Here is a 19,978-nt window from a genome sequence, read left to right as displayed (position 1 = left end):
ATGGCGAGCCTTGCGGCGCATTTGTCGCGCGCGGTCCTGCGGCGCTCGCTGCGTCCGCGCCTTTGCGGCGAGGCGGGAGACGAAGCGGCCGTCCAGGCGCTGAATCTGCGCTGGCCCTGGCCCCCGGCCGGCGCCGCCGAGACCGATCCGCAAACGCCCGGCGAATGGGTCAGAACGGGCTCCGCCGAGGCGGCGACGCTGCTCTATCTGCACGGCGGCGCCTTCATGGCCGGCTCGCCGCGTCTCTACCGCTCGACCGCGCGTTTTTTCGCGCGGGCCGGTTTCGACGTCTTCACCCCCGCCTATCGGCTGGCGCCCGCGCATCGTTTTCCGGCCGCGCTCGACGATGTGACCGCCGCCTATGAGCGCCTCGCGGCGCTGGGGCCGCTCATGCTCGCCGGAGATTCCGCCGGCGGCGGATTGGCGCTGGCGCTGATGCTGCGGCTGCGCGCACGCGGCCTGCCGTTGCCGCGCGCGGCGGCGCTGTTCTCGCCCTGGACCGATCTTTCCGCGAGCGGCGCCTCGACGCGCGACAATGAGGGGAAAGACCCGATCTTCACGCGGCGCGCGCTGCGGCTGGCCGCGCGGCAATATCTCGGCGAGGCGAGCACGCGCGAGCTCGAAGCCTCGCCGCTGTTCGGCGATCTCTCCGGCCTGCCGCCGCTTCTATTGCATGTGGGCGCGGACGAGCTGCTGCTGGACGATTCGCGCCGTCTCGCCGAGCGCGCCGCAGCGGCGGGAACAAAAGTGGAGCTGACGATTTTCGCGTCTGTGCCGCATGGCTGGCAATTGGGCGTCGCCTTCATGCCGGAGGCGCGCGCCTCGCTGCGCGAAGCGGCCGCGTTTCTCGCGCGCTACGCCGGAGACTGAGCCGCCCGCCCGGCGCTCTCCCCGCGCGAGCGGGAGGAGCGCCGGGCGAGCGGCTCGATATTCTATCGTATTCCGCCTTACTCGCGGCCGACGCTCAGATAGGTGAAGCCGCGTTTGCGAATGTCGGCCGCGCGGTAGATGTTGCGCAGATCGACGATCACCGGCGTCTTCAACAGCGTCTTGACGCGATCGAGATCGAGCGCGCGGAACGCGTCCCATTCGGTGACGATGACCAGCGCATCGGCGCCTTCCGCCGTCTGATAAGGGTCGTCGCAGAAGGTCACTTCCGGCATCAGCGGCTTCGCCTGACCCATGCTCTCGGGGTCATAGGCGTGGACCTTGGCGCCGTCACCGGCGAGCGAGGCCACGATGGCGAGCGAAGGCGCGTCGCGCATGTCGTCGGTATTGGGCTTGAAGGCGAGGCCGAGCAGGCCGATCTTCTTGCCGCGCACCGAGCCGCCGAGCGCCGAGATCACTTTGCGCGCCATGGCGCGCTTGCGGGAATCATTGACCGCAACGACAGTCTCGACGATGCGCAGCGGCGCGGAATAGTCCTGGCCGGTCTTCAGCAGGGCGAGCGTGTCCTTGGGGAAGCAGGAGCCGCCATAGCCCGGCCCGGCGTGCAGGAATTTCGAGCCGATACGATTGTCGAGGCCGATGCCGCGCGCGACATCCTGCACATCCGCGCCCACTTTCTCGCAGAGGTCGGCGACCTCGTTGATGAAGGTGATCTTGGTGGCGAGAAAGGCGTTGGCCGCATATTTGGTGAGCTCGGAAGTGCGGCGGCCGACGAAGACCAGCGGCGGCTGGTTGAGGCTCAGCGGACGGTAGATTTCCGCCATCACCTCGCGGGCGCGGTCGTCCTCGACGCCGATGACGACGCGGTCCGGGCGCTTGAAATCCTCGATCGCCGCGCCTTCGCGCAAAAATTCCGGATTGGAGACGACCGCGAAATCGGCCTTGGGATTGACCTCGCGGATGAGGCGCTCGACCTCGTCGCCCGTGCCGACCGGCACGGTGGATTTGTTGACGATGACGGTGAATTTGTCGAGCGCGCGGCCGATCGTCTCGGCGGCGGCGTAGACATAGGAGAGATCGGCATGGCCGTCGCCGCGGCGCGAGGGCGTGCCGACGGCGATGAACACAGCGTCCGCGCCGCGCACGGCGGGGGTGAGATCGGTGGTGAAGAACAGGCGGTTCTGCTTCACATTATTGGCGACGAGCTCGTCGAGGCCGGGCTCGTAGATCGGAATTTCGCCGCGCAGCAGCCGCTCGATCTTGGAGGCGTCGCTGTCGACGCAGGTCACGACATGGCCGAAATCGGCGAAGCAGGCGCCGGATACGAGGCCGACATAGCCCGATCCGATCATGGTGATGTTCATCGTATGTGGTCTCTCATTCGGTCCAATGGAGTGTCATTGCAGCGAAACTATTTCGTCGCCATGACAAAATGGCAGTTCGGGCCGCGCGCCGGCGGGCCGGCCCTAACCTCCGACCCCGAAAGCCGCCAAAGCGGCCATATTGACGATATCGGCGTCGGTCGCGCCCAATTGAACGATTTGGATCGGCTTGTCGAGCCCGACGATCAAGGGACCGAGCACGGTCGCCCCGCCCAGCTCCTGGAGCATTTTGGTCGAAATGGAGGCCGAATGAAAGGCCGGCATGACCAGCACATTGGCGGTGTCGCTGAGACGTGAGAACGGATAGGCCGCCATTGCGTGGCGATTGAGCGCCACATCGGCCGCCATTTCGCCCTCATATTCGAAATCGACGCGTCGAGCGTCGAGCGCGCGCACCGCATCATGGACGCGGGCGGTGCGCTCGCCCGGCGGATAGCCGAAAGTAGAGAAGGCCAGCATGGCGACGCGCGGCTCGAGGCCGATGCGCCGCGCCACCCCGGCCGCCTCTATCGCTATATCGGCGAGGTCGGCGGCCTCCGGCATTTCGGTGATCGCCGTGTCGGCGACGACGACGATGCGCCCATGCGCCAGCACCAGCGAGACGCCGATGAGCCTGTGTCCCGGCTTCTGATCCACGACATGGCGCACATCTTCGAGCGCATTGGAGAAATTGCGGGTGACGCCCGTCACCATCGCGTCGGCGTCGCCCTGCGCCACCATGGCCGCAGCGAAATGATTGCGGTCGGTGTTGATGAGGCGTTGGCAATCGCGGAACAAATAGCCCTTGCGCTGCAGCCGCTCGAACAGAAATTGCGCATAGACGCCATTGCGCGAGGAGAGCTTGGCGTTGTGCACCTCGATCTGATCGCCGAGCTCCAATCCGGCGCTCTTGGCCATCTGCGCCACGCGCTCCTCGCGGCCGACGAGAATGGCGCGGCCCAATCCTTGCGCGACGAAGGAGAGCGCGGCGCGAATGACCTGCTCCTCCTCGCCCTCGGCGAAGACGACGCGCTTGGGATCGCGCCGCACGCGGTCATAGATCGTGTGCATCAGCCCGGCGATCGGATCGCGCCGCGCGGACAGCTCGGCGCGATAGACGTTCATATCGACGATCGGATGGCGCGCGACGCCCGAATCCATCGCGGCGCGCGCCACCGCCGGCGGCACGATGGAGATGAGGCGCGGATCGAAAGGCGCGGGGATGATATAGTCGCGGCCGAAGCGCGGGCGCGCGCCCTGATAGGCGTTGGCGACCTCGTCCGGCACATCCTCACGCGCGAGCTCGGCGAGGGCTTTCGCCGCGGCGATCTTCATTTCCATATTGATCGTCTTGGCGCGCACATCGAGCGCGCCGCGGAAAATATACGGGAACCCCAGAACATTGTTGATCTGATTGGGATAGTCGGAGCGTCCCGTGGCGACGATGGCGTCCGGCCGCGCGGCGAGCGCCTCCTCCGGCGTGATCTCGGGATCGGGATTGGCCATTGCGAAGACGATCGGGTCCGGCGCCATGGTCTTCAACATGTCGGGCGTCAGCGCGCCTTTCACCGAGAGGCCGAAGAAAATATCGGCGCCGTCCAGCGCCTCGGCGAGCGTGCGCGCGCTCGTCTCGACGGCATGGGCGCTCTTCCATTGATTCATGCCCTCGACGCGGCCGCGATAGACGACGCCTTTCGTGTCGCAGAGAATGACATTCTGCGGCGCGAAACCCATGGCCTTGGCGAGATCGAGACAGGCGATGCCGGCAGCGCCCGCGCCATTGCAGACGAGGCGCGTGTTCTTTATGTCGCGGCCGGTGAGATGCAGCGCATTCAAGAGGCCGGCGCTGGAGATGATCGCCGTGCCGTGCTGATCGTCGTGAAAGACCGGAATGTCCATCAATTCGCGCAGGCGCTCCTCGATGACGAAGCACTCGGGCGCTTTGATATCCTCGAGATTTATGCCGCCGAAGGAAGGGCCGAGATAGCGCACGGCGGCGATGAAGGCCTCCACCTCCTGCGTGTCGATCTCGAGATCGATGGAGTCGATATCGGCGAAGCGCTTGAACAAGGTCGCCTTGCCTTCCATCACGGGCTTGGCCGCGAGCGCGCCGAGATTGCCGAGGCCGAGAATCGCCGTGCCATTGGTGATGACGGCGACGAGATTGCCCTTGGCCGTATAGTCGAAAGCGAGGGACGGGCTTTCCGCTATGGCCAGCACGGGCGCGGCGACGCCGGGCGAATAGGCGAGCGAGAGATCGCGCTGCGTGGCCATCGGCTTGGTGGGCACGACGGCGATTTTGCCGGGGCGCCCGCGCGAGTGATAGAGCAGCGCCTCCTTGTCGGTGAAGACCGGACGTTCGCGTTTCGGCGGCTTTTCGGCCATTTTTCACCCTCTCGTTCCGAATCATCGGATTGCCGGCGGCAGTTAGCAAGAGGTTTGCGACGACAATATGCCGAAGGTCGCGGCGGCGCGCCGCTTCCGCCCGTCGCGCGCGCGACGGGCGTCGTCTTTCGGCCGGCAAAAATCCGCCGCAGGCCCCCGGAGAGCGTCGGAAGCTACGTCCGCCGCAGCACTTCCGTCTCGAAGCTCTCGCGGATCGCCTCTTCCTTCAACTTGCGGCCGATGAAGACGAGGCGGGCGCTGCGCTTTTCGTCCGGGCGCCAGTCGCGCTGCAGATCGCCGTCCAAAATCATATGCACGCCCTGGAAGACGAAGCGCTTCGGCTCGCCCGTGAAGGCGACGATGCCCTTGCAGCGTAGAATATCCGCGCCTTCGCGCTGCACGAATTCATTGAGCCAGGGCACGAAGACATTGGGATCGAGCTCGCCCTCGTGAAGGATGGAGACCGAGCCCATCTCCTCATCGTGATAATGCTTCAGCCCATGGCGGTGATCGTCGTGATGCGCGTGCGCGTGATGTTCGTGCTCGTGATGATGATCGTGGCCGCAATCCGGCCCGCACTCATGGTCATGGTCATGCTCATGCTCATGGTGATGATTGCCGTGACCATGATCGTGATGATCGCGATCCTCCGCCTCGAGGAAGCGCGGCTCGATCTCCAATATGCGATCGAGATCGAAAGCATTGCGCTCCAGCACCGCCGCGATCGGCACATCGGCCTTCACCGCACGATGCAGCGTCGCATAAGGATTGATGGCGCGAATGCGGCCCTCCACCTCGGCGAGCTCCTCGCGCGTCACGAGATCGGTCTTGTTCAGCACGATCACATCGGCGAAAGCGATCTGATTTTTCGCCTCCGGCGCATCGGCCAGGCGCTGCGCCAAAAACTTCGCGTCGGCGAGCGTCACCACCGCGTCGAGCCGCGCCGCCTTCTTCACATCAGCGTCGACGAAGAATGTCTGCGCCACCGGCGCCGGATCAGCGACGCCGGTCGTCTCGACGATGATGGCGTCGAATTTGCCGCGGCGCTTCAGCAGACCTTCGATGATGCGGATGAGATCGCCGCGCACGGTGCAGCAGATGCAGCCATTGTTCATCTCGAAGATTTCCTCGTCGGCGCCGACGACGAGGTCATTGTCTATGCCGATCTCGCCGAACTCATTGACGATGACGGCGTAGCGCCGCCCGTGCTGCTCGGTGAGAATGCGGTTGAGAAGAGTCGTCTTGCCGGCGCCGAGATAGCCGGTGAGGACGGTGACGGGAATCTTGTCGGTCAAGGGGCTGCTCCTATTGCGCGCCTTTGCGGAGCTGATCGCGCATTTTCATGAGCTCCTGCATGTTCATCTGTCCGCCCGGGCCGCCGAGCGCCTTCAGCGCCGGCGCGTCCACATCGCCGGGCTTCTGCCCCGGCTTGCAGGGACCGAGCCATTTCGCCTCCATCACAATGTCGGAGGGGGCGCGCGAGGACAACGGCGGGTCGAAAGTCATATGCAGCTCGGCGCGATAGGCGGACTGGAAACTGCCGGTGAAAGTCCCCTCCGTCGTCGCCACGCGGTCGCCGATCTTGCAGACCGAGCTCATGCGATATTTGTCGCCCTCTCGCCGAAAGCTCATCTTCTCACATTGCTGCTCCTGCCCGCCGAAGCGCTGGCGCAAGAGGTCGTCGGTCTTCTCGTCGACACAGGTCTCCATCGGTCCGACGAGGCGCGAGGCGGCGCCCTGCGTATGCTCGATCCGCCACAGCCCCGCCTTGCGGCGCGGAATCTCGTCCGCCGCGGCGGCTACGACGGACAAGGCCAAGATGGCGCCGGCGCCGAGAGGAAAGGGACAATGCATGAGAACAAGGCTCCGCGACGCGCGGCAATCTCGCGCCCTTCGCGCAGTATAGACGAAAATCCGGCCGAAAGTCGTCGGCGACGTCAGGGCCTCAGCGCCTGGGTCAATTGCGTCACATTGAAGCGCATCAGCCGAAGATAGTTCGGCGCCGGGCCGTCCGGCGCGGAGAGCGCGTCCGAATAGAGCGTGCCGCCGACCTTGGCTCCCGTTTCCGCGGCGATGCGCTTGGCGAAGCGCGGATCGACGACATTCTCGAGGAACACAGCCGCGACCTTATGCGCCTTCACAGCATCGACGATGCGGGCGATATCGCGCGCGCTCGCCTCGGCGTCGGTGGAGACGCCCTGCGGGGCGATGAATTCCACGCCATAGCGCGCGGCGAAATAGCCGAAAGCGTCATGGGTGGAGACGACGCGGCGGCGCGCCCGCGGAATGGCGTCGATCGCCGCGACGATCTCGGCGTCGAGCGCGCCGAGCGCATGGAGATATTGCGCCGCATTGACCTTATAGCGCTCGGCGCCGTCGGGATCGGCCTCTATGAGAGCGTCTCTTATGTTGGCGGCATAGATTTTCACATTGGCGACATCCTGCCAGGCGTGCGGATCGACCCCCTCGCCATCTTTGCGCGGCGTGACGGCCCGGCTCACGGTGACGATGCGCGCCTTTGTCTTGGAGGCGGAGACGAGGCGGTCGATCCAACCTTCGAAGCCGAGGCCGTTGACGAAGACGAGCTTCGCCGCGGCGAGGCGGCGCCCGTCCTGCGGGCTCGGCTGATAGACATGGGCGTCGCCGTCCGGCCCGACAATGGTCGCGACGTCGACGCGATCGCCGCCGACGATGCGGACGAGATCGCCGAGAATAGAAAAGCTGGCGACGACGGGAAGCCGGGGGGGCGGCGGCGGCGCGGGCTGGGCGCGCAGCGGCGAGGCGAAAAGCGCGAGCGTCGCGAGGACAGCGCGACGCGTCGCAAGGCTCAGGGGGCGGGGAAATTTCGAGGACGTCTCGCGCAACGATTCCATGTCATCCCTCCAAATGTCGCTTCGGCCTCCGCAAGCGAATCACGCCGCCTGTCTTTCCGAAAATCAAAGAGAGGAAGTAAGCGCCGCCCGCCATGAGGATGATCACCGGCCCCGCGGCGAGGCCGGAGTGGAAGGACAGGACGAGGCCGAAATAGGAAGAGGCGGCGCCGATCGCCGCCGCCAGCGGCAGGGCCCCGGTGAGACCGCGGGTCCACAGCCGCGCCGAGGCGGCCGGCAGCATGATGATTCCAACCGCCATCAGCGTGCCGAGCGCGTGGAATCCGGCCACCAGATTGAGCACCACCAGCGCCAGAAAGGCGAAGGGAATCCATTCCCCCAAAGGCGTGACGCGGCGCGCGAACAAAGGATCGAAAGTGTCCAGCGCCAGCGCCCGATAGGCGAGCGCGAGCGCCGCGAGCGTGACGCTCGCAATGGCGGCGAGGAAGATCAGAGTGGCGTCGTCGAGCGCCAGCACCGAGCCGAACAGCACATGCAGGAGATCGACATTCGAGCCCTTGAGCGAGACGAGGGCGACGCCGAGCGCGAGCGAGACGAGATAGAAAGCCGCGAGCGAAGCATCCTCGCGCAGGGCGGTCCAACGCGCCGCCGCGCTCGAGGCGACGGCGACGGCGAGGCCGGCGAGCAGGCCGCCGAAGGTCATGGCCGGCAGCGACAGGCCGCAGGCGAGATAGCCGAGCGCCGCGCCCGGCAATATGGCGTGCGAGAGCGCGTCGCCGGCCAGCGACATGCGCCGCAGAATGAGAAACACGCCGAGCGGACAGCCGGAGATGGAGAGCGCCACCGCGCCGATGAGGGCGCGGCGCATGAACTCATAATCGAAGAAAGGCGCGATGAAGAGATCATGCAGCATCGGGAGTCTCGTCGCGCCGGCATTCCTCCGCATCGCGGTCGAAAGCCTCGACCATGCGACTCGCCTCGGCGAGGCGGGCCTCGGACAAGGCCTCTTGCGTCGCGCCCCAGAACAGGGGCTCGCGCGCCAGCAGCAGCGCCTGCGGAAAGACCCGGCGGGCGAGATCGAGCTCGTGCAGAACCGCGATCACGGTGCGGCGCTCCTCGCGCCAGCGGGCGATGATTCGCACCAGATCGTCGATGGTGGCGGCGTCGATGGCGCCGAAAGGCTCATCGAGCAGAATGACCGGGCGATCCTCGACCAAAAGCCGCGCGAACAGCGCGCGCTGCATCTGGCCGCCGGAGAGCGTGCCGATCTGCCTGTCCTCGAAGCCGTCGAGACCGACGGCGGCGATCGCCGCGGCGACGCGCGCGCGCTCCTGCGGCCCGATGCGGCCGAAGAGGCCGATGCGGCGCATCGCGCCCATGCAGATGAAATCCAGCACATCGATCGGAAAGGCCTGATCGATCTCGGCCGCCTGCGGCAGATAGGCGATATCGCGCGGCGCGAGCCCGTCGAAGGCGATGCGCCCGCCGAGCGGCGCGAGCAGACCGGCGAGGCCTTTCAGCAGGGTGGATTTGCCGGCGCCATTGGGCCCGCAGACGGCGAGCGCCGCGCCGGCCTCGACGACGCCGGAAAGATGATGCACCGCCGGGCGGCGCTCATAGCCGAGCGTCACATTCTCCAGCCGGATCGCTCCAGCGCTCATGAATCGCGCCTTCAGTTCAGCGCCCAATAGACGCCGGCCCACAGCAACGCCGATACGGCGGCGGCGGCGAGGAGCCGCTCGCCCGCCGAGAGGCGCAGGAACGAGACGCGGTCGTCGGGGCGCGCGGCCTGCGCGTGAGCGGCGGGCGCGTGCTTATGGAAAAGCGCCGACTGCGGACGGTTCATTTCCGAATGTTATATTATTACACCCGACGCCGGCAAGCTCGGAATGCCGTCAACTCGCGCGCCCGGGCACCAGAATGACGCGGAAGTCGTTCACATTGGTGCGGGTCGGGCCGGTGACGAGCAGATCGCCGAGCTTCTCGAAGGCGGTATAGGCGTCATTATTGGCGAACAGCGCCTTGAGATCGACGCCCTGCGCCGCCGCCCGCGCGAAGCTGTCGGCGGTCATGATCGCCCCGGCATTGTCCTCGCTGCCGTCGATCCCGTCCGTGTCGCAGGCGATGGCGGAAATGCCGCCGAACCCCTCGAGCGCCAGCGTCAGCGCCAGCAGGAACTCGGCGTCGCGGCCGCCCTTGCCATTGCCGCGCACAGTGACGGTGGTCTCGCCGCCGGAGATGATGGCGACGGGCGGCGCGATCGGCTGCGCATGGCGGGCGATCTGCCGGGCGATGCCGGCATGCACCAGCGCGACATCGCGCGATTCGCCCTCGAGATCGCCGAGGATGAGCGGCGTGAAGCCGGCCTTGCTCGCCACTGCGGCGGCGGCGTCCAGCGAGCCTTGCGGCGTCGCGACGAGAATGTTCTCGACGCGATCGAAAATCTTGTCGCCGGGCTTGGGCGTCTCGCAGGCGTCGGTCGACAGATAGGCGAGCACGGCGGCCGGCGCATCGATCTTATATTTGGCGATGACGGCGAGCGCGTCCTGGCGCGTCGTCGGGTCCGGCACTGTGGGGCCGGAGGCGATGACGGAGAGATCGTCATTCGGCACGTCGGAGATCATCAGCGCGACGACCTTGGCCGGCGCGGCGGCGCGGGCGAGACGTCCGCCCTTGATGGCGGAGAGGTGCTTGCGCACGCAATTCATCTCGGAAATGGTCGCGCCGCTTTTCAGCAGCGCCTTGTTGACGGCCTGCTTCTCCTCGAGGCTGACGCCGTCCGCCGGCAGCGCCATCAGCGCCGAGCCGCCGCCGGAGATGAGCGCGAGCACGAGATCATCCTCGGTGAGGCCCTGAACTTTTTGCAGGATACGGCCCGCGGCGGCGCGGCCGGCGGCGTCCGGCACCGGATGCGAGGCCTCGATCACCTCGATCTTGGAGGTGGGAGCGCCATGCTCGTAACGGGTGACGACGAGGCCCTCGATCGGATGCGGCCAATGCGCTTCGACCGCCGCGGCCATGGAGGCCGCCGCCTTGCCCGCGCCGACGACGATGGTGCGGCCTTTGGGCGGCGCGATCTTCTCGAGGAAGGCTGGCAGGCAGACGGACGGATGCGCCGCGCCGACAGCGGCGTCGAACATGGCACGGAGAAGCGTGCGGTAATCGTCAGACATAGACCGAATCCCTGAATCTCGACGTTCTCCCTTCTCCCGCTCGGCGGGAGAAGAAAGGGGCGCGCTACGATCTTCGTGTTCTCCCTTCTCCCACTTGTGGGAGAAGGTGGCCCGACGAAGTCGGGTCGGATGAGGGTCCGGGACGATTTGCGATCGCCTCCCGAATCCGCTCCAACGGAATATTTCCGCCGCCGATGACGAGGTCATTGTCTAGGCGGAGCACTTGGTAACCCTGTTCACACAGCCAGCGATCCCGGATCGCGTCATGGCGGCGTTGGTCTTCTTGTTCGTGAGGCCGGCCGTCGAGCTCGACGATCAGCCGGAGTTCGACACGGAGGAAATCCACGACATAGTTCCCGACGGGGACTTGCCGCCGGAATTTCAGACCCTCGAGCCCAGAATTGCGCAAGGAACGCCAAAGAATTCCTCGGCGTTCGTCATCTCACGCCGCAAGCTGCGTGCGAATGCTGTCTTCGACTTCGAGACTCGTGCGGGCATGAAGAGCCCTCATCCGACCCGGCCATAGCCCGTCGCTTGCGACGGGCGTCCTAAAGGACGCCCTATGGCCGGGCCACCTTCTCCCATGAGTGGGAGAAGGATGAACCCGACGATTCGGCTGCTTACGCAGCGCCGATCTGATCCGCCTTGTCGATCAGCGCCTGCGCCATGCGGATGCTGGCGATGTCGATCAGGCGGCCGTCGAGAGACACGGCGCCGCGGCCTTCCTTGGCGGCCTGCTCCATCGCCTCGAGGATGCGGCGGGCCTTCTTCACTTCCGCCTCAGAGGGGGTGAAGACCTGATTGGCCAGATCGATCTGCGAGGGATGAATCGCCCACTTGCCCTCGAAGCCGAGGACCGCGGCGCGCTTGGCGGCGGCGATATAGCCGTCCGGATCGCCGAAATCGCCGAAGGGACCGTCGATCGGACGCAGGCCATAGGCGCGCGCGGCGACGAGGAAGCGCGTCTGCGCGGCGTGCCACTGGTCGGCCCAGAAATACTGGCGATTGCCCTCGGCGTCCTTGTCCGAGAGAACGCCGTAATCCGGGTTCACGCCGCCGATGACGGTGGTGCGGGCGCGGGTCGAGGCCGCATAGTCGGCGACGCCGAAGGAGAGCGCCTCATTGCGCTTCGAAGCCTGAGCGATCGCCTCGACATTGGCCATGCCGAGCGCGGTCTCGATCAAGAGCTCGAAGCCGATGCGCTTGGTGCGCTTCTTGTAGCTCTCGATCTGCGTGACCAGCATGTCGATGGCGTAGACGTCCTGCGGAACGCCGACCTTCGGAATGAGGATCACGTCGAGACGCGGGCAGTTCTCGACGACGTCGACCACATCGCGATAGGCGTAATGCGTGTCGAGGCCGTTTATGCGCAGCGTCATGGTCTTGGAGCCCCAATCGATCTCGTTGAGGCCCTGGATGATGTTCTTGCGCGCCTGCTCCTTGTCGTCCGGAGCGACCGCGTCCTCGAGGTCCAGGAAGACCTGGTCGGACTTGGAGGCCGCGGCCTTCTCGAACATGCCCGGGGCGGAGCCCGGAACGGCCAGCTCGGAGCGATGGAGACGCGGCGTCGCCTGCTCGATCAAAGTGAAACTCATGATGACTCCCTTTCCCTGTGTAAGAGTTTATCCGGTGGCGCCGAGGCCGGCGGCGATGCAGCTGATCGACAGCAGCAGAGCCGACTTGTATTCCTCCTTCAGCGCTTCCTCTTCGGTGGTGCGGAACAGGCGCAGCAACTCCACCTGCTCGCGGTTGACTTCATTGATGGTGGCGAGGCGATGCGCGAGCCGCGCCTGATAGTCGGTGAAGCGCGCGCCGATCTCGCCGCCGCCGGTGATGCGCAGCACGCTCTCGCAAGTGAGGTGATATTCGGCCTCGATCGCCGAGAAGATCTTCTTGCGCACGGCTTCGTCGGCGACCAGCGAGGCGTATTGCCGCGCGATGGAGAGATCGACCATCGCCAGCGTCTTCTCCACCTCATCGAGAATGAGGCGGAAGAGCCGCGAATCCTCGAACATGCGATGCAGCAGCTGCAGGCCGCGCTCGCCGCGCACCTCGATGAAGCTGGCGAGGCCGGAGCCGACGCCATACCAGCCGGTGATGGCGTGACGATTCTGCGCCCAGGCGAAGACCCAAGGGATAGCGCGGAGATCCGCGAGGCTGCGCGCGCCGAAGCGACGGGCCGGCCGCGAGCCGATATTGAGCAGCGAGATTTCCTCGAGCGGGCTCGCCGCCTGGAAATAGGCGACGAGATCGGGATCGGCGATGAATTTGCCATAGGCCGCGAGCGAGGCGCCGGAGAGCGCCTCCAGCGCATCGTCGAACTCCGCGCGGGGAACGAGCGCGTCCTCGCGCTCCGACTTCAGCGCATGGGCGAAGACGCTGCTCGCCAGCAGCTCGAGCTGATAGGAGGCCGTGCCGCGATTGGCGTATTTGAAGGAGACGACCTCGCCCTGCTCCGTCACGCGGAAGCGGCCGCGAATGGAGCCCGCCGGCTGCGCGGCGATGGCGTGTCCGGTCGGCGCGCCGCCGCGGCTGACCGAGCCGCCGCGGCCGTGGAAGAAGGCGATGGCCACGCCCAGCTCCTCGCCGAGGCGCGTGAGCTTCGATTGCGCTTTCGCCAGCTCCCAGTTGGACGACATGAAGCCGCCGTCCTTGTTGGAGTCGGAATAGCCGATCATCACCTCTTGCACATTGCCCTGCCAGCGCGTGCTGCGGCGCACGACCGGCACGCGCAAGAGCTCGCGCATGATGACGGGCGCGGCGCGCAGATCGGGGATCGTCTCGAACAAGGGCACGATCGGCAGGGTGCACAGCTCGAGGCCGGCGTCGTCGAGATAGAGCCCGCCATGCTTGGCCAGCACATAGGCGCCGAGAACATCGGCGACCGAATGCGTCATGGAGAGGATGAAGCTGCCGAAGGCCTCGCGATCGAGCCGCGAGCGCATGTCCGCGACCAGCGCGAACATGTCGAGCGTGTCCTGCGACTCCGGCGCGAGGCCGGTGAGCGGAAGGCCATTGCGCGGCTGCGCCAGCTCGGCGATGAGCCAAGCCTGCCACTCGGGCGAATCCACGTCCGGGGCGTCTTTGCCGGTCTTGATGCGATAGATATCACGCAGCGCATTATTGGTGCGCGTCGTGTTCTCGCGCAGATCGAGACGCACGGTGCTGAAGCGGAAGATCTCCACCGCGCGCCGCACCGGCCGCACCATGTCATTGGCGAGCGAAGGGCTGCGGCTCTCGGTCAGCGCCTGCTCGAGAGCGCGCAAATCGCGGATCAGCTCGTCGGCGTTGGCGTAGCGCGCCTTGCCGCGGCCTTCGCCCTTGGTGGTGAGGATCGTCTCGTCGAGCTTGCGCAGCACGCAGGTGAGATATTGGCGGAAGGCCTCGCCCTGATTGCGCGTACGGATTCGCGCGGCGTCCTCGACCTGCGCGAGCTCCGCCTCGAGCGCGGCGCGGAACTCGGCCGGGATCGTCGCCGAGCGCTCGCTGATCGACAGCACGCGCGCGAGATCGAGAATGCGCTGGCGGTAATAGTCGAGGCTGGCGAGCGCGTTGACGACCATGGTCTCGCGCGTCACCGCATTGGTGACGAAAGGATTGCCGTCGCGGTCGCCGCCGATCCAGGAGCCGAATTGGAAGAAGGGCGTGATGTCGAAGCGCTCATTGGGATAATGAGCGGCGAGCGCGCTCTCGAAGGAGGCGAGCATTTCCGGCGCGAGATCGAAGAGATTTTCGGCGAAGAAATGCAGGCCCCAGGCGACCTCGTGCTCGACTGTCGGCTTCTCGAGATGCAATTCGCCGGTGAGCCACAAGAGCTCGATCTGATCGCCGACGGCGCCGATACGGGCGGCGCGCTCGCGATCGGTCCAGCGCGAAGATTCGAGATCCTTGAGCAGCAGATAGATTTTGCGATTCTTCTCGAGGACGGTGACGCGCTTGGCCTCGGTCGGATGCGCGGTGATGACCGGGCGAATGCGCAGCGATTTGAGCTGCGCGCGAATCTCGTCGGCGGTGACGCCGGCCTTGGCGGCGTCGGCGAGAACATGGGCGAAGGAGCCGAGCAATTCGTCGCGGCCCTTGGCGCGCTCTATGGTGCGGCGGCGGCGCATGGCCGAGGCCTGCTCGGCGATCGACAGAAGCTGGAACCAAATGCCTTGCGCCTGCAGGGCGCGCCCCAGCAGCGCCGGGGGCAGACCGGCGGAGGAGGCGAAGCCGCGCAGCACGGGCGCGATCTCCGGCTGATGGCGCTGCGCTACGCCGACGAGCTGGTCGAACAGAAAGGCCGCCGCCTCTTTGACCGATCGCGTCGCCAGCGCCGAGGGAGCGGCGGACGAAGTCGATTCGGACAAGACCTTCTGGTCGGCGGTCATGCAGTCTCCCTGGCTATGGTGAGGCGAATGGGAGCCTCTCCCCGCGGCGCGGGAAGAGGCGTGTCTCGTGTCACGCGCGCTTCAGCACGGCGGCGACGGCCGAGCCGAACTCGGCCGGGCTCGGCGCGACGGTGAGGCCATAGGACTTCATGATCTCGGTCTTCTCCGCGGCGCTGTCGCCGGTCGCCGAAATGATCGCGCCGGCATGGCCCATGCGGCGACCCTTGGGCGCCGTTAGGCCGGCGACGAAACCGACGACGGGCTTCGAAAAATTCTCCTTGATCCAGGCCGCGGCTTCGGCCTCCTGCGGACCGCCGATCTCGCCGATGATCAGCACGGCTTCCGTCTCCGGGTCCTGATCGAACAGCACGAGATGATCGAGGAAGGACGAGCCGTTGATGGGATCGCCGCCGATGCCGACCGAGGTCGAGATGCCGAGCCCGAGCTCCTTGAGCTGCGAGGCCGCCTCATAGCCGAGCGTGCCGGAGCGCGAGATGAGGCCGACATTGCCCTGCTTGTAGATATGGCCGGGCATGATGCCGAGCATGGCCTTGCCGGGGCTGATGATGCCGGCGCAGTTCGGCCCGACCATCATCGGCCGGCGCTCGCGCGGATAGCGCAGGAAATAGCGCTTCACGCGCATCATGTCCTGAGCCGGAATACCGTCGGTAATGGAGCAGATGAGATGAATGCCGGCGTCCGCCGCCTCCATGATCGCGTCGGCCGCGAATGGCGGGGCCACGAAAGTGATGCTGGTGGTCGCGCCGGTCTGCTTCACCGCCTCGCGCACCGTGTCGAAGATCGGCACGCCATGCACGGTCTTCCCGCCTTTGCCCGGAGTGACGCCGGCGACGACATTCGTGCCGTAGTCGATCATCTCCTTGGCGTGGAAGCTGCCCTTGTCGCCGGTGATGCCCTGGACGAGGATGGGCGTTTTTTCGTCGATCAGAATGCTCATTATTTCCTCCCGGCCACGCCGCTCACTTCACGGAGCGCCAAGCGGCGACGGCCTTTTGGGCGGCGTCGGCCAGCGAATCGGCGGTGATGACATTGATGCCGCTCTCGTCGAGTAGCTTGCGGCCGGCCTCGACATTGGTGCCGGCGAGACGCACGACGAGCGGCGCGGTGATGTTCGTCGCCTTCACCGCGTCGATGACGCCCTGCGCGACCCAGTCGCAGCGATTGATGCCGGCGAAGATGTTGACCAGCACTACCTTCACATTGGCGTCGGAGAGCACGAGACGGAAAGCCGTCGCGACGCGCTCGGCCGAGGCGCCGCCGCCGACATCGAGGAAGTTCGCCGGATTGCCGCCGGCGTGCTTGATCATATCCATCGTCGCCATTGCGAGGCCGGCGCCGTTGACGATGCAGCCGATCTCGCCGTCGAGTCCGATGTAATTGAGCGAATGCTCGAGCGCCTGCGCCTCGCGCGGGTCGGACTGCGAGGGATCGTTCATGTCGACGATGTTGCGGCGACGGAACAGGGCGTTGTCGTCGAAGGACATTTTCGCGTCGAGCGCGAGAACCTTGTCGTCCTTGGTGACGACCAGCGGATTGATCTCCAGCATGGTCGCGTCATTGTCGCGGAACGCGCGATAGGCGCCGAGGATCGACTGAACCGCGCGCGAGACCTGCTTGAGGTTCAAGCCGAGCTGGAAGGCCAGCTCACGCGCCTGGAAGGGCAGGAGGCCGACGGCCGGCTCGACGATGACCTGAAGAATAGCGTCGGGATCGGTCTTGGCGATCTCCTCGATCTCCATGCCGCCATGCTTGGAGGCGATGACGCGCACGCGCTCGAGCTTACGGTCGAGCACGAAGCCGAGATACAGCTCGCGCTCGTAAGGATCGGCGAGCTCGACATAGACGCGCTGCACCGGCTTGCCTTCCGGCCCGGTCTGCTTGGTGACGAGACGCTTGCCGAGCAATTCGCGCGCGGCCTGCTGAACCTCGTGATAGGTGCGGCACAGCTTGACGCCGCCGGCCTTGCCGCGCGCGCCGGCGTGAATCTGCGCCTTCACCACCCAATGCGAGCCGCCGAGCTCGGTCGCCGCGTAAACGGCCTGGTCGGGGCTGAAAGCGACGGTGCCGGGGGGCACGGCGACGCCGCAGCTCGCCAATAATTCCTTGGCTTGATACTCATGGACGTCCATGTTCCCTCTCCCCTTGCAGTTTTTGTCGCCGCTTCGCGCGACGAAATCTCACGAGCCGATCTTGTCTCTCACGACCTTGTAGACGGCCTCCGTCTTCTCGGCCGCCGCGGCCAGCAGAGCCTCGACTTCGGCGATCTGCTTTTCGGCGAAATCGCGATCCTTGATCGCCTTTGCATTGATGTAGACGTTGAGAGCGGCGCTCCGCAATCCGGCATTGGCCGCGAGAACGGCGACGCCGGCGTCGCTGATAACGTTGAGATTGCCCTTGTCGGCAGCGGCCTCGGAGAGAACGATCACCTCGAAGCAGGCTTTCACGGCGCGAAGAGGGGCGAGCGTGGCGTCCTTCAGCGCGGCCTGAATGGCGGCCGAGCGCGCGGCCTTGTCCTCATCAGTGGCGCGCGGCAGGCCATAGGCCCCCATCACAGAATTGAAGGCGACGACGTCTTCCTCGATCGCCGCGGTCAGCTCGGCGCGAACGCGCTCCGCCTCGGCCCGGGCCGCTTTCAGATCTTCCTCGACGGCTTCGTAATTCTTCTTGCCGATGGTGAGATTGGCGACCATCGACACCAGCGCCGCGCCGATCGCGCCCATCACCGCGGCGGCGCCGCCGCCGCCCGGCGTCGGGCGCTCGCTGGCGAGATCGTCGAGAAATTTGCCGATCGTTTCGTCCTTGGTCATTCTCGTCGATCCTCAGGTCAGGCGTTGGCCTTGGCTTGCGCGTAGATTTCCTCGGCGTCGAGCACCTTGTCCGAGGCTTCGAACAGCTGGCCGATGCAGGCGCGATGCAGCTTCAGCTTCAAGCCGCCGACGCCGAGCGCGCCGATGACGATCTTGCCGTGACGCTCCTTCGCCTTGTCGGTCGCCTCGACGCCGCCGATTCCGAGCGGCGGCTGCGCATTGACGTCGGCGAGCAGCTCGATCGTCGGATCGTTCTGCCAATCCTTCTCTTCCAGCAGCTGCACGCCGATGGCGCCCGCCGCGAAGACGATATTGGTTCCCTTCACCGCCGCGGCGCGGGCGGCGTTGTCCACCGCCTCGACCGCGGTGGGCGTGAAGCCGAAACGCTCCTGTAGCGCGGCCGCCGCAGCGTCGGCGCGCGACTTCTGGCGCGAGGTGATGGCGACCTCGGCGCCCTCCGAATGCAGGAAGGCCGCGGCGCGCAGACCCACCGGGCCGGTGCCGGCGAGCACGATGGCCTTCTTGCCGGCGAGCGGCTTGGCCTTGGCGAGCAGCGCCACGCCCGCGGCCGCCGTCGTATTGGAGCCGTTGGAGTCGAGCATCACGGAGACGCGGAAATTCGAGAAGAAGCGCTTGCGCACCGCTTTGAACAAGGTCTCGCCGGCGACCATATCGCCGCCGCCCACGAAGAGCGCGGTGAACTGCTTCTCCTTCGGACCGCGCGTGTAGATCGCGCCATCGACCAGCGCGCCAACATTCGCAGGCGTCACATTGGCGTAGCCGATGACGTGATCCGCGCCGCCGTCATAGGCGACGACCGTGTCGAACACGCTCGGGACCGCATCGGTGTCGAGAAGGAAGAGCAGCTTCTGGGTCATATCAGTTCCTGCGAAAGGCTGGCCGTCATTGCCGGGCTGGTCTTGTCGGGCTCGTCATGGCCGGGCTCGTCCCGGCCATCCACGCCATGAGATCGCGCGCGGCGCCCGCGGCGTTCTCATGCATTTCAACTTTTATCTCGTCCATTCCGCCGCCTCTCGGCGTGGATGGCCGGGACGAGCCCGGCCATGACGCCTGGTCGGGCGCGAGACTGCAACTGCGCTTACGCCGTCACCAGATTGCGCGGCGCGCCGGCGACGAAAGCGTCGACATTGTCGATCAGCTGATCGGCCAGCACCTGCATCGCCTCCTTGGAGGCCCAGGCGACATGCGGCGTGACGATGAGATTGGGAATCGTCGGATCGAGCAGAATATTGCCCTGCTTGGGCGGCTCGACGGTCAGCACGTCGAAGCCCGCGCCGGCGATGACGCCATTGCGCAGCGCATCGGCGAGCGCCTGCTCGTCGACGATGCCGCCGCGCGCGGTGTTGATGATGATCGACGTCTTCTTCATCGAGGCGAGCTCTTTCGCGCCGATGAGATTCTTGGTCTGCGGCGTCAGCGGCAGATTGAGCGTGACGACATCGGCCTCGCGCAGAATCGTCGGAATGTCGACGATGCCGGGGCCGGGAACGACGTCATTGATGAGCAGCTTCATGCCCAGCGCCTCGGCGCGCGTCGCGATCGACTTGCCGAGCGCGCCATAGCCGATGATGCCGAGCGTCGAGCCGGCGATGTCATAGATCGGATAGTCGAAATAGCAGAACTGGTTGGATTCCTGCCAACGGCCGCGGCGCACCGAATCCACATAGTTCACGAGATTGCGGCGCAGCGCGAAGATCAGCGCGATCACATGCTCGGGAAGCGTGTTGTAGGCGTAATTGCGGATGTTGGAGACCGTGATGCCATTGGCCGTCGTATAGGCCTTGTCGATCACGTCGGTGCCGGTGGCAGCGACAGCGATCAGCTTCAGATCGGGAAGCTGCTTCAGCGTCTCTTCGCGCAGCGGAACCTTATTGGTGATGGCGATGGTCGCGCCCTTCAGACGCTCGACCACATCGGCGGGAGAGCTCTGCGCATATTCCGTATAGTCGTGCGGGAAATTCGGCTTGCGCAAATTGGCGTCGAGCGTCTCGCGATCGAGAAAGACGATTTTGTGCGACATGTTTGCTGCTTCCCCCGAAGTCGCTCGGCCGTTTCGGCTCGACATTTTGCGACGTCGAAACGTCGCCTCTCGTTTTGAAGAAGCGGCCTCGCCCTCGCGAG

General features: G+C 65.9%; 19 protein-coding genes. 2 read left to right on the top strand and 17 right to left on the bottom strand.

What is annotated here, in order from left to right; all coding sequences use genetic code 11:
- Nucleotides 1-870 carry an alpha/beta hydrolase fold domain-containing protein gene (locus C5689_RS02050; protein WP_108915564.1) on the top strand — a complete coding sequence of 290 codons (870 nt, stop codon included), beginning with the start codon at nucleotides 1-3 and terminating at the stop codon, nucleotides 868-870.
- A 77-nt stretch (nucleotides 871-947) separates the two neighbouring features.
- On the opposite strand, the gene C5689_RS02045 is transcribed toward C5689_RS02050, so the two are convergent.
- From C5689_RS02045 to C5689_RS02005, 10 genes are all read right to left on the bottom strand, one after another.
- Complete coding sequence (locus C5689_RS02045; RefSeq protein ID WP_108915563.1) at nucleotides 948-2,252, bottom strand: UDP-glucose dehydrogenase family protein; 1,305 nt, start codon at nucleotides 2,250-2,252, stop codon at nucleotides 948-950.
- 102 nt (nucleotides 2,253-2,354) lie between these two features.
- A complete protein-coding gene (locus tag C5689_RS02040; RefSeq protein ID WP_108915562.1) occupies nucleotides 2,355-4,634 on the bottom strand; it encodes an NADP-dependent malic enzyme in 2,280 nt (759 codons plus the stop codon).
- Between the two features lie 173 nt (nucleotides 4,635-4,807).
- A complete protein-coding gene (locus C5689_RS02035; protein ID WP_108915561.1) occupies nucleotides 4,808-5,929 on the bottom strand; it encodes a CobW family GTP-binding protein in 1,122 nt (373 codons plus the stop codon).
- Nucleotides 5,930-5,939: 10 nt separating this feature from the next.
- Nucleotides 5,940-6,488: a DUF3617 domain-containing protein gene (locus tag C5689_RS02030; protein WP_108915560.1), complete on the bottom strand. Its 549-nt coding sequence runs from the start codon at nucleotides 6,486-6,488 to the stop codon at nucleotides 5,940-5,942.
- Nucleotides 6,489-6,571: 83 nt separating this feature from the next.
- Nucleotides 6,572-7,507 (bottom strand): metal ABC transporter substrate-binding protein, encoded by a 936-nt coding sequence (locus C5689_RS02025; protein WP_108915559.1) that lies wholly within the window; start codon nucleotides 7,505-7,507, stop codon nucleotides 6,572-6,574.
- Between the two features lies 1 nt (nucleotide 7,508).
- Nucleotides 7,509-8,378 carry a metal ABC transporter permease gene (locus C5689_RS02020; protein WP_108915636.1) on the bottom strand — a complete coding sequence of 290 codons (870 nt, stop codon included), beginning with the start codon at nucleotides 8,376-8,378 and terminating at the stop codon, nucleotides 7,509-7,511.
- Nucleotides 8,368-9,126: a metal ABC transporter ATP-binding protein gene (locus C5689_RS02015; protein WP_108915637.1), complete on the bottom strand. Its 759-nt coding sequence runs from the start codon at nucleotides 9,124-9,126 to the stop codon at nucleotides 8,368-8,370. The genes C5689_RS02020 and C5689_RS02015 overlap by 11 nt, the downstream gene beginning before the upstream one ends.
- A gap of 11 nt (nucleotides 9,127-9,137) precedes the next feature.
- The gene (locus tag C5689_RS18315; protein WP_158271729.1) at nucleotides 9,138-9,311 is read right to left on the bottom strand and encodes a hypothetical protein; all 174 of its coding nucleotides are present in this window, start codon (nucleotides 9,309-9,311) and stop codon (nucleotides 9,138-9,140) included.
- Nucleotides 9,312-9,360: 49 nt separating this feature from the next.
- The gene (locus tag C5689_RS02010; RefSeq protein ID WP_108915558.1) at nucleotides 9,361-10,638 is read right to left on the bottom strand and encodes a glycerate kinase type-2 family protein; all 1,278 of its coding nucleotides are present in this window, start codon (nucleotides 10,636-10,638) and stop codon (nucleotides 9,361-9,363) included.
- Nucleotides 10,639-10,702: 64 nt separating this feature from the next.
- Entirely contained in the window at nucleotides 10,703-11,023 is a 321-nt protein-coding gene (locus C5689_RS02005) for an endonuclease domain-containing protein (RefSeq protein WP_244594542.1), read from the bottom strand.
- Between C5689_RS02005 and C5689_RS18775 the strand changes: the two genes are divergently transcribed.
- The gene (locus C5689_RS18775; RefSeq protein WP_244594543.1) at nucleotides 10,904-11,164 is read left to right on the top strand and encodes a hypothetical protein; all 261 of its coding nucleotides are present in this window, start codon (nucleotides 10,904-10,906) and stop codon (nucleotides 11,162-11,164) included. The genes C5689_RS02005 and C5689_RS18775 overlap by 120 nt on opposite strands.
- 94 nt (nucleotides 11,165-11,258) lie before the next feature.
- On the opposite strand, the gene C5689_RS02000 is transcribed toward C5689_RS18775, so the two are convergent.
- The 7 genes from C5689_RS02000 to C5689_RS01970 all read right to left on the bottom strand — a co-directional run bounded on the left by C5689_RS02000 (nucleotide 11,259) and on the right by C5689_RS01970 (nucleotide 19,877).
- Nucleotides 11,259-12,233 carry an HpcH/HpaI aldolase/citrate lyase family protein gene (locus tag C5689_RS02000; protein WP_108915557.1) on the bottom strand — a complete coding sequence of 325 codons (975 nt, stop codon included), beginning with the start codon at nucleotides 12,231-12,233 and terminating at the stop codon, nucleotides 11,259-11,261.
- Nucleotides 12,234-12,260: 27 nt separating this feature from the next.
- A complete protein-coding gene (locus C5689_RS01995) occupies nucleotides 12,261-15,008 on the bottom strand; it encodes a phosphoenolpyruvate carboxylase (protein WP_108915556.1) in 2,748 nt (915 codons plus the stop codon).
- 70 nt (nucleotides 15,009-15,078) lie between these two features.
- Nucleotides 15,079-15,966 (bottom strand): succinate--CoA ligase subunit alpha, encoded by an 888-nt coding sequence (gene sucD / locus C5689_RS01990; protein WP_108915555.1) that lies wholly within the window; start codon nucleotides 15,964-15,966, stop codon nucleotides 15,079-15,081.
- Nucleotides 15,967-15,988: 22 nt separating this feature from the next.
- Nucleotides 15,989-17,158 carry a malate--CoA ligase subunit beta gene (locus tag C5689_RS01985; protein WP_108915554.1) on the bottom strand — a complete coding sequence of 390 codons (1,170 nt, stop codon included), beginning with the start codon at nucleotides 17,156-17,158 and terminating at the stop codon, nucleotides 15,989-15,991.
- Between the two features lie 48 nt (nucleotides 17,159-17,206).
- Nucleotides 17,207-17,836: a methenyltetrahydrofolate cyclohydrolase gene (gene fchA, locus C5689_RS01980; RefSeq protein WP_108915553.1), complete on the bottom strand. Its 630-nt coding sequence runs from the start codon at nucleotides 17,834-17,836 to the stop codon at nucleotides 17,207-17,209.
- Nucleotides 17,837-17,853: 17 nt separating this feature from the next.
- On the bottom strand, nucleotides 17,854-18,714 hold the full coding sequence (locus tag C5689_RS01975; RefSeq protein WP_108915552.1) for an NADP-dependent methylenetetrahydromethanopterin/methylenetetrahydrofolate dehydrogenase: 861 nt from the start codon (nucleotides 18,712-18,714) through the stop codon (nucleotides 17,854-17,856).
- Between the two features lie 221 nt (nucleotides 18,715-18,935).
- Complete coding sequence (locus C5689_RS01970; protein WP_108915551.1) at nucleotides 18,936-19,877, bottom strand: D-2-hydroxyacid dehydrogenase; 942 nt, start codon at nucleotides 19,875-19,877, stop codon at nucleotides 18,936-18,938.
- Between the last annotated feature and the right edge of the window lie 101 nt (nucleotides 19,878-19,978).

The organism is Methylosinus sporium (assembly GCF_003113265.1).
GTDB classification, from domain to species: Bacteria; Pseudomonadota; Alphaproteobacteria; order Rhizobiales; family Beijerinckiaceae; genus Methylosinus; species Methylosinus sporium.
Note: the sequence above shows the minus strand (reverse complement) of the source record. Positions and strands in the feature narration are given on the sequence as shown.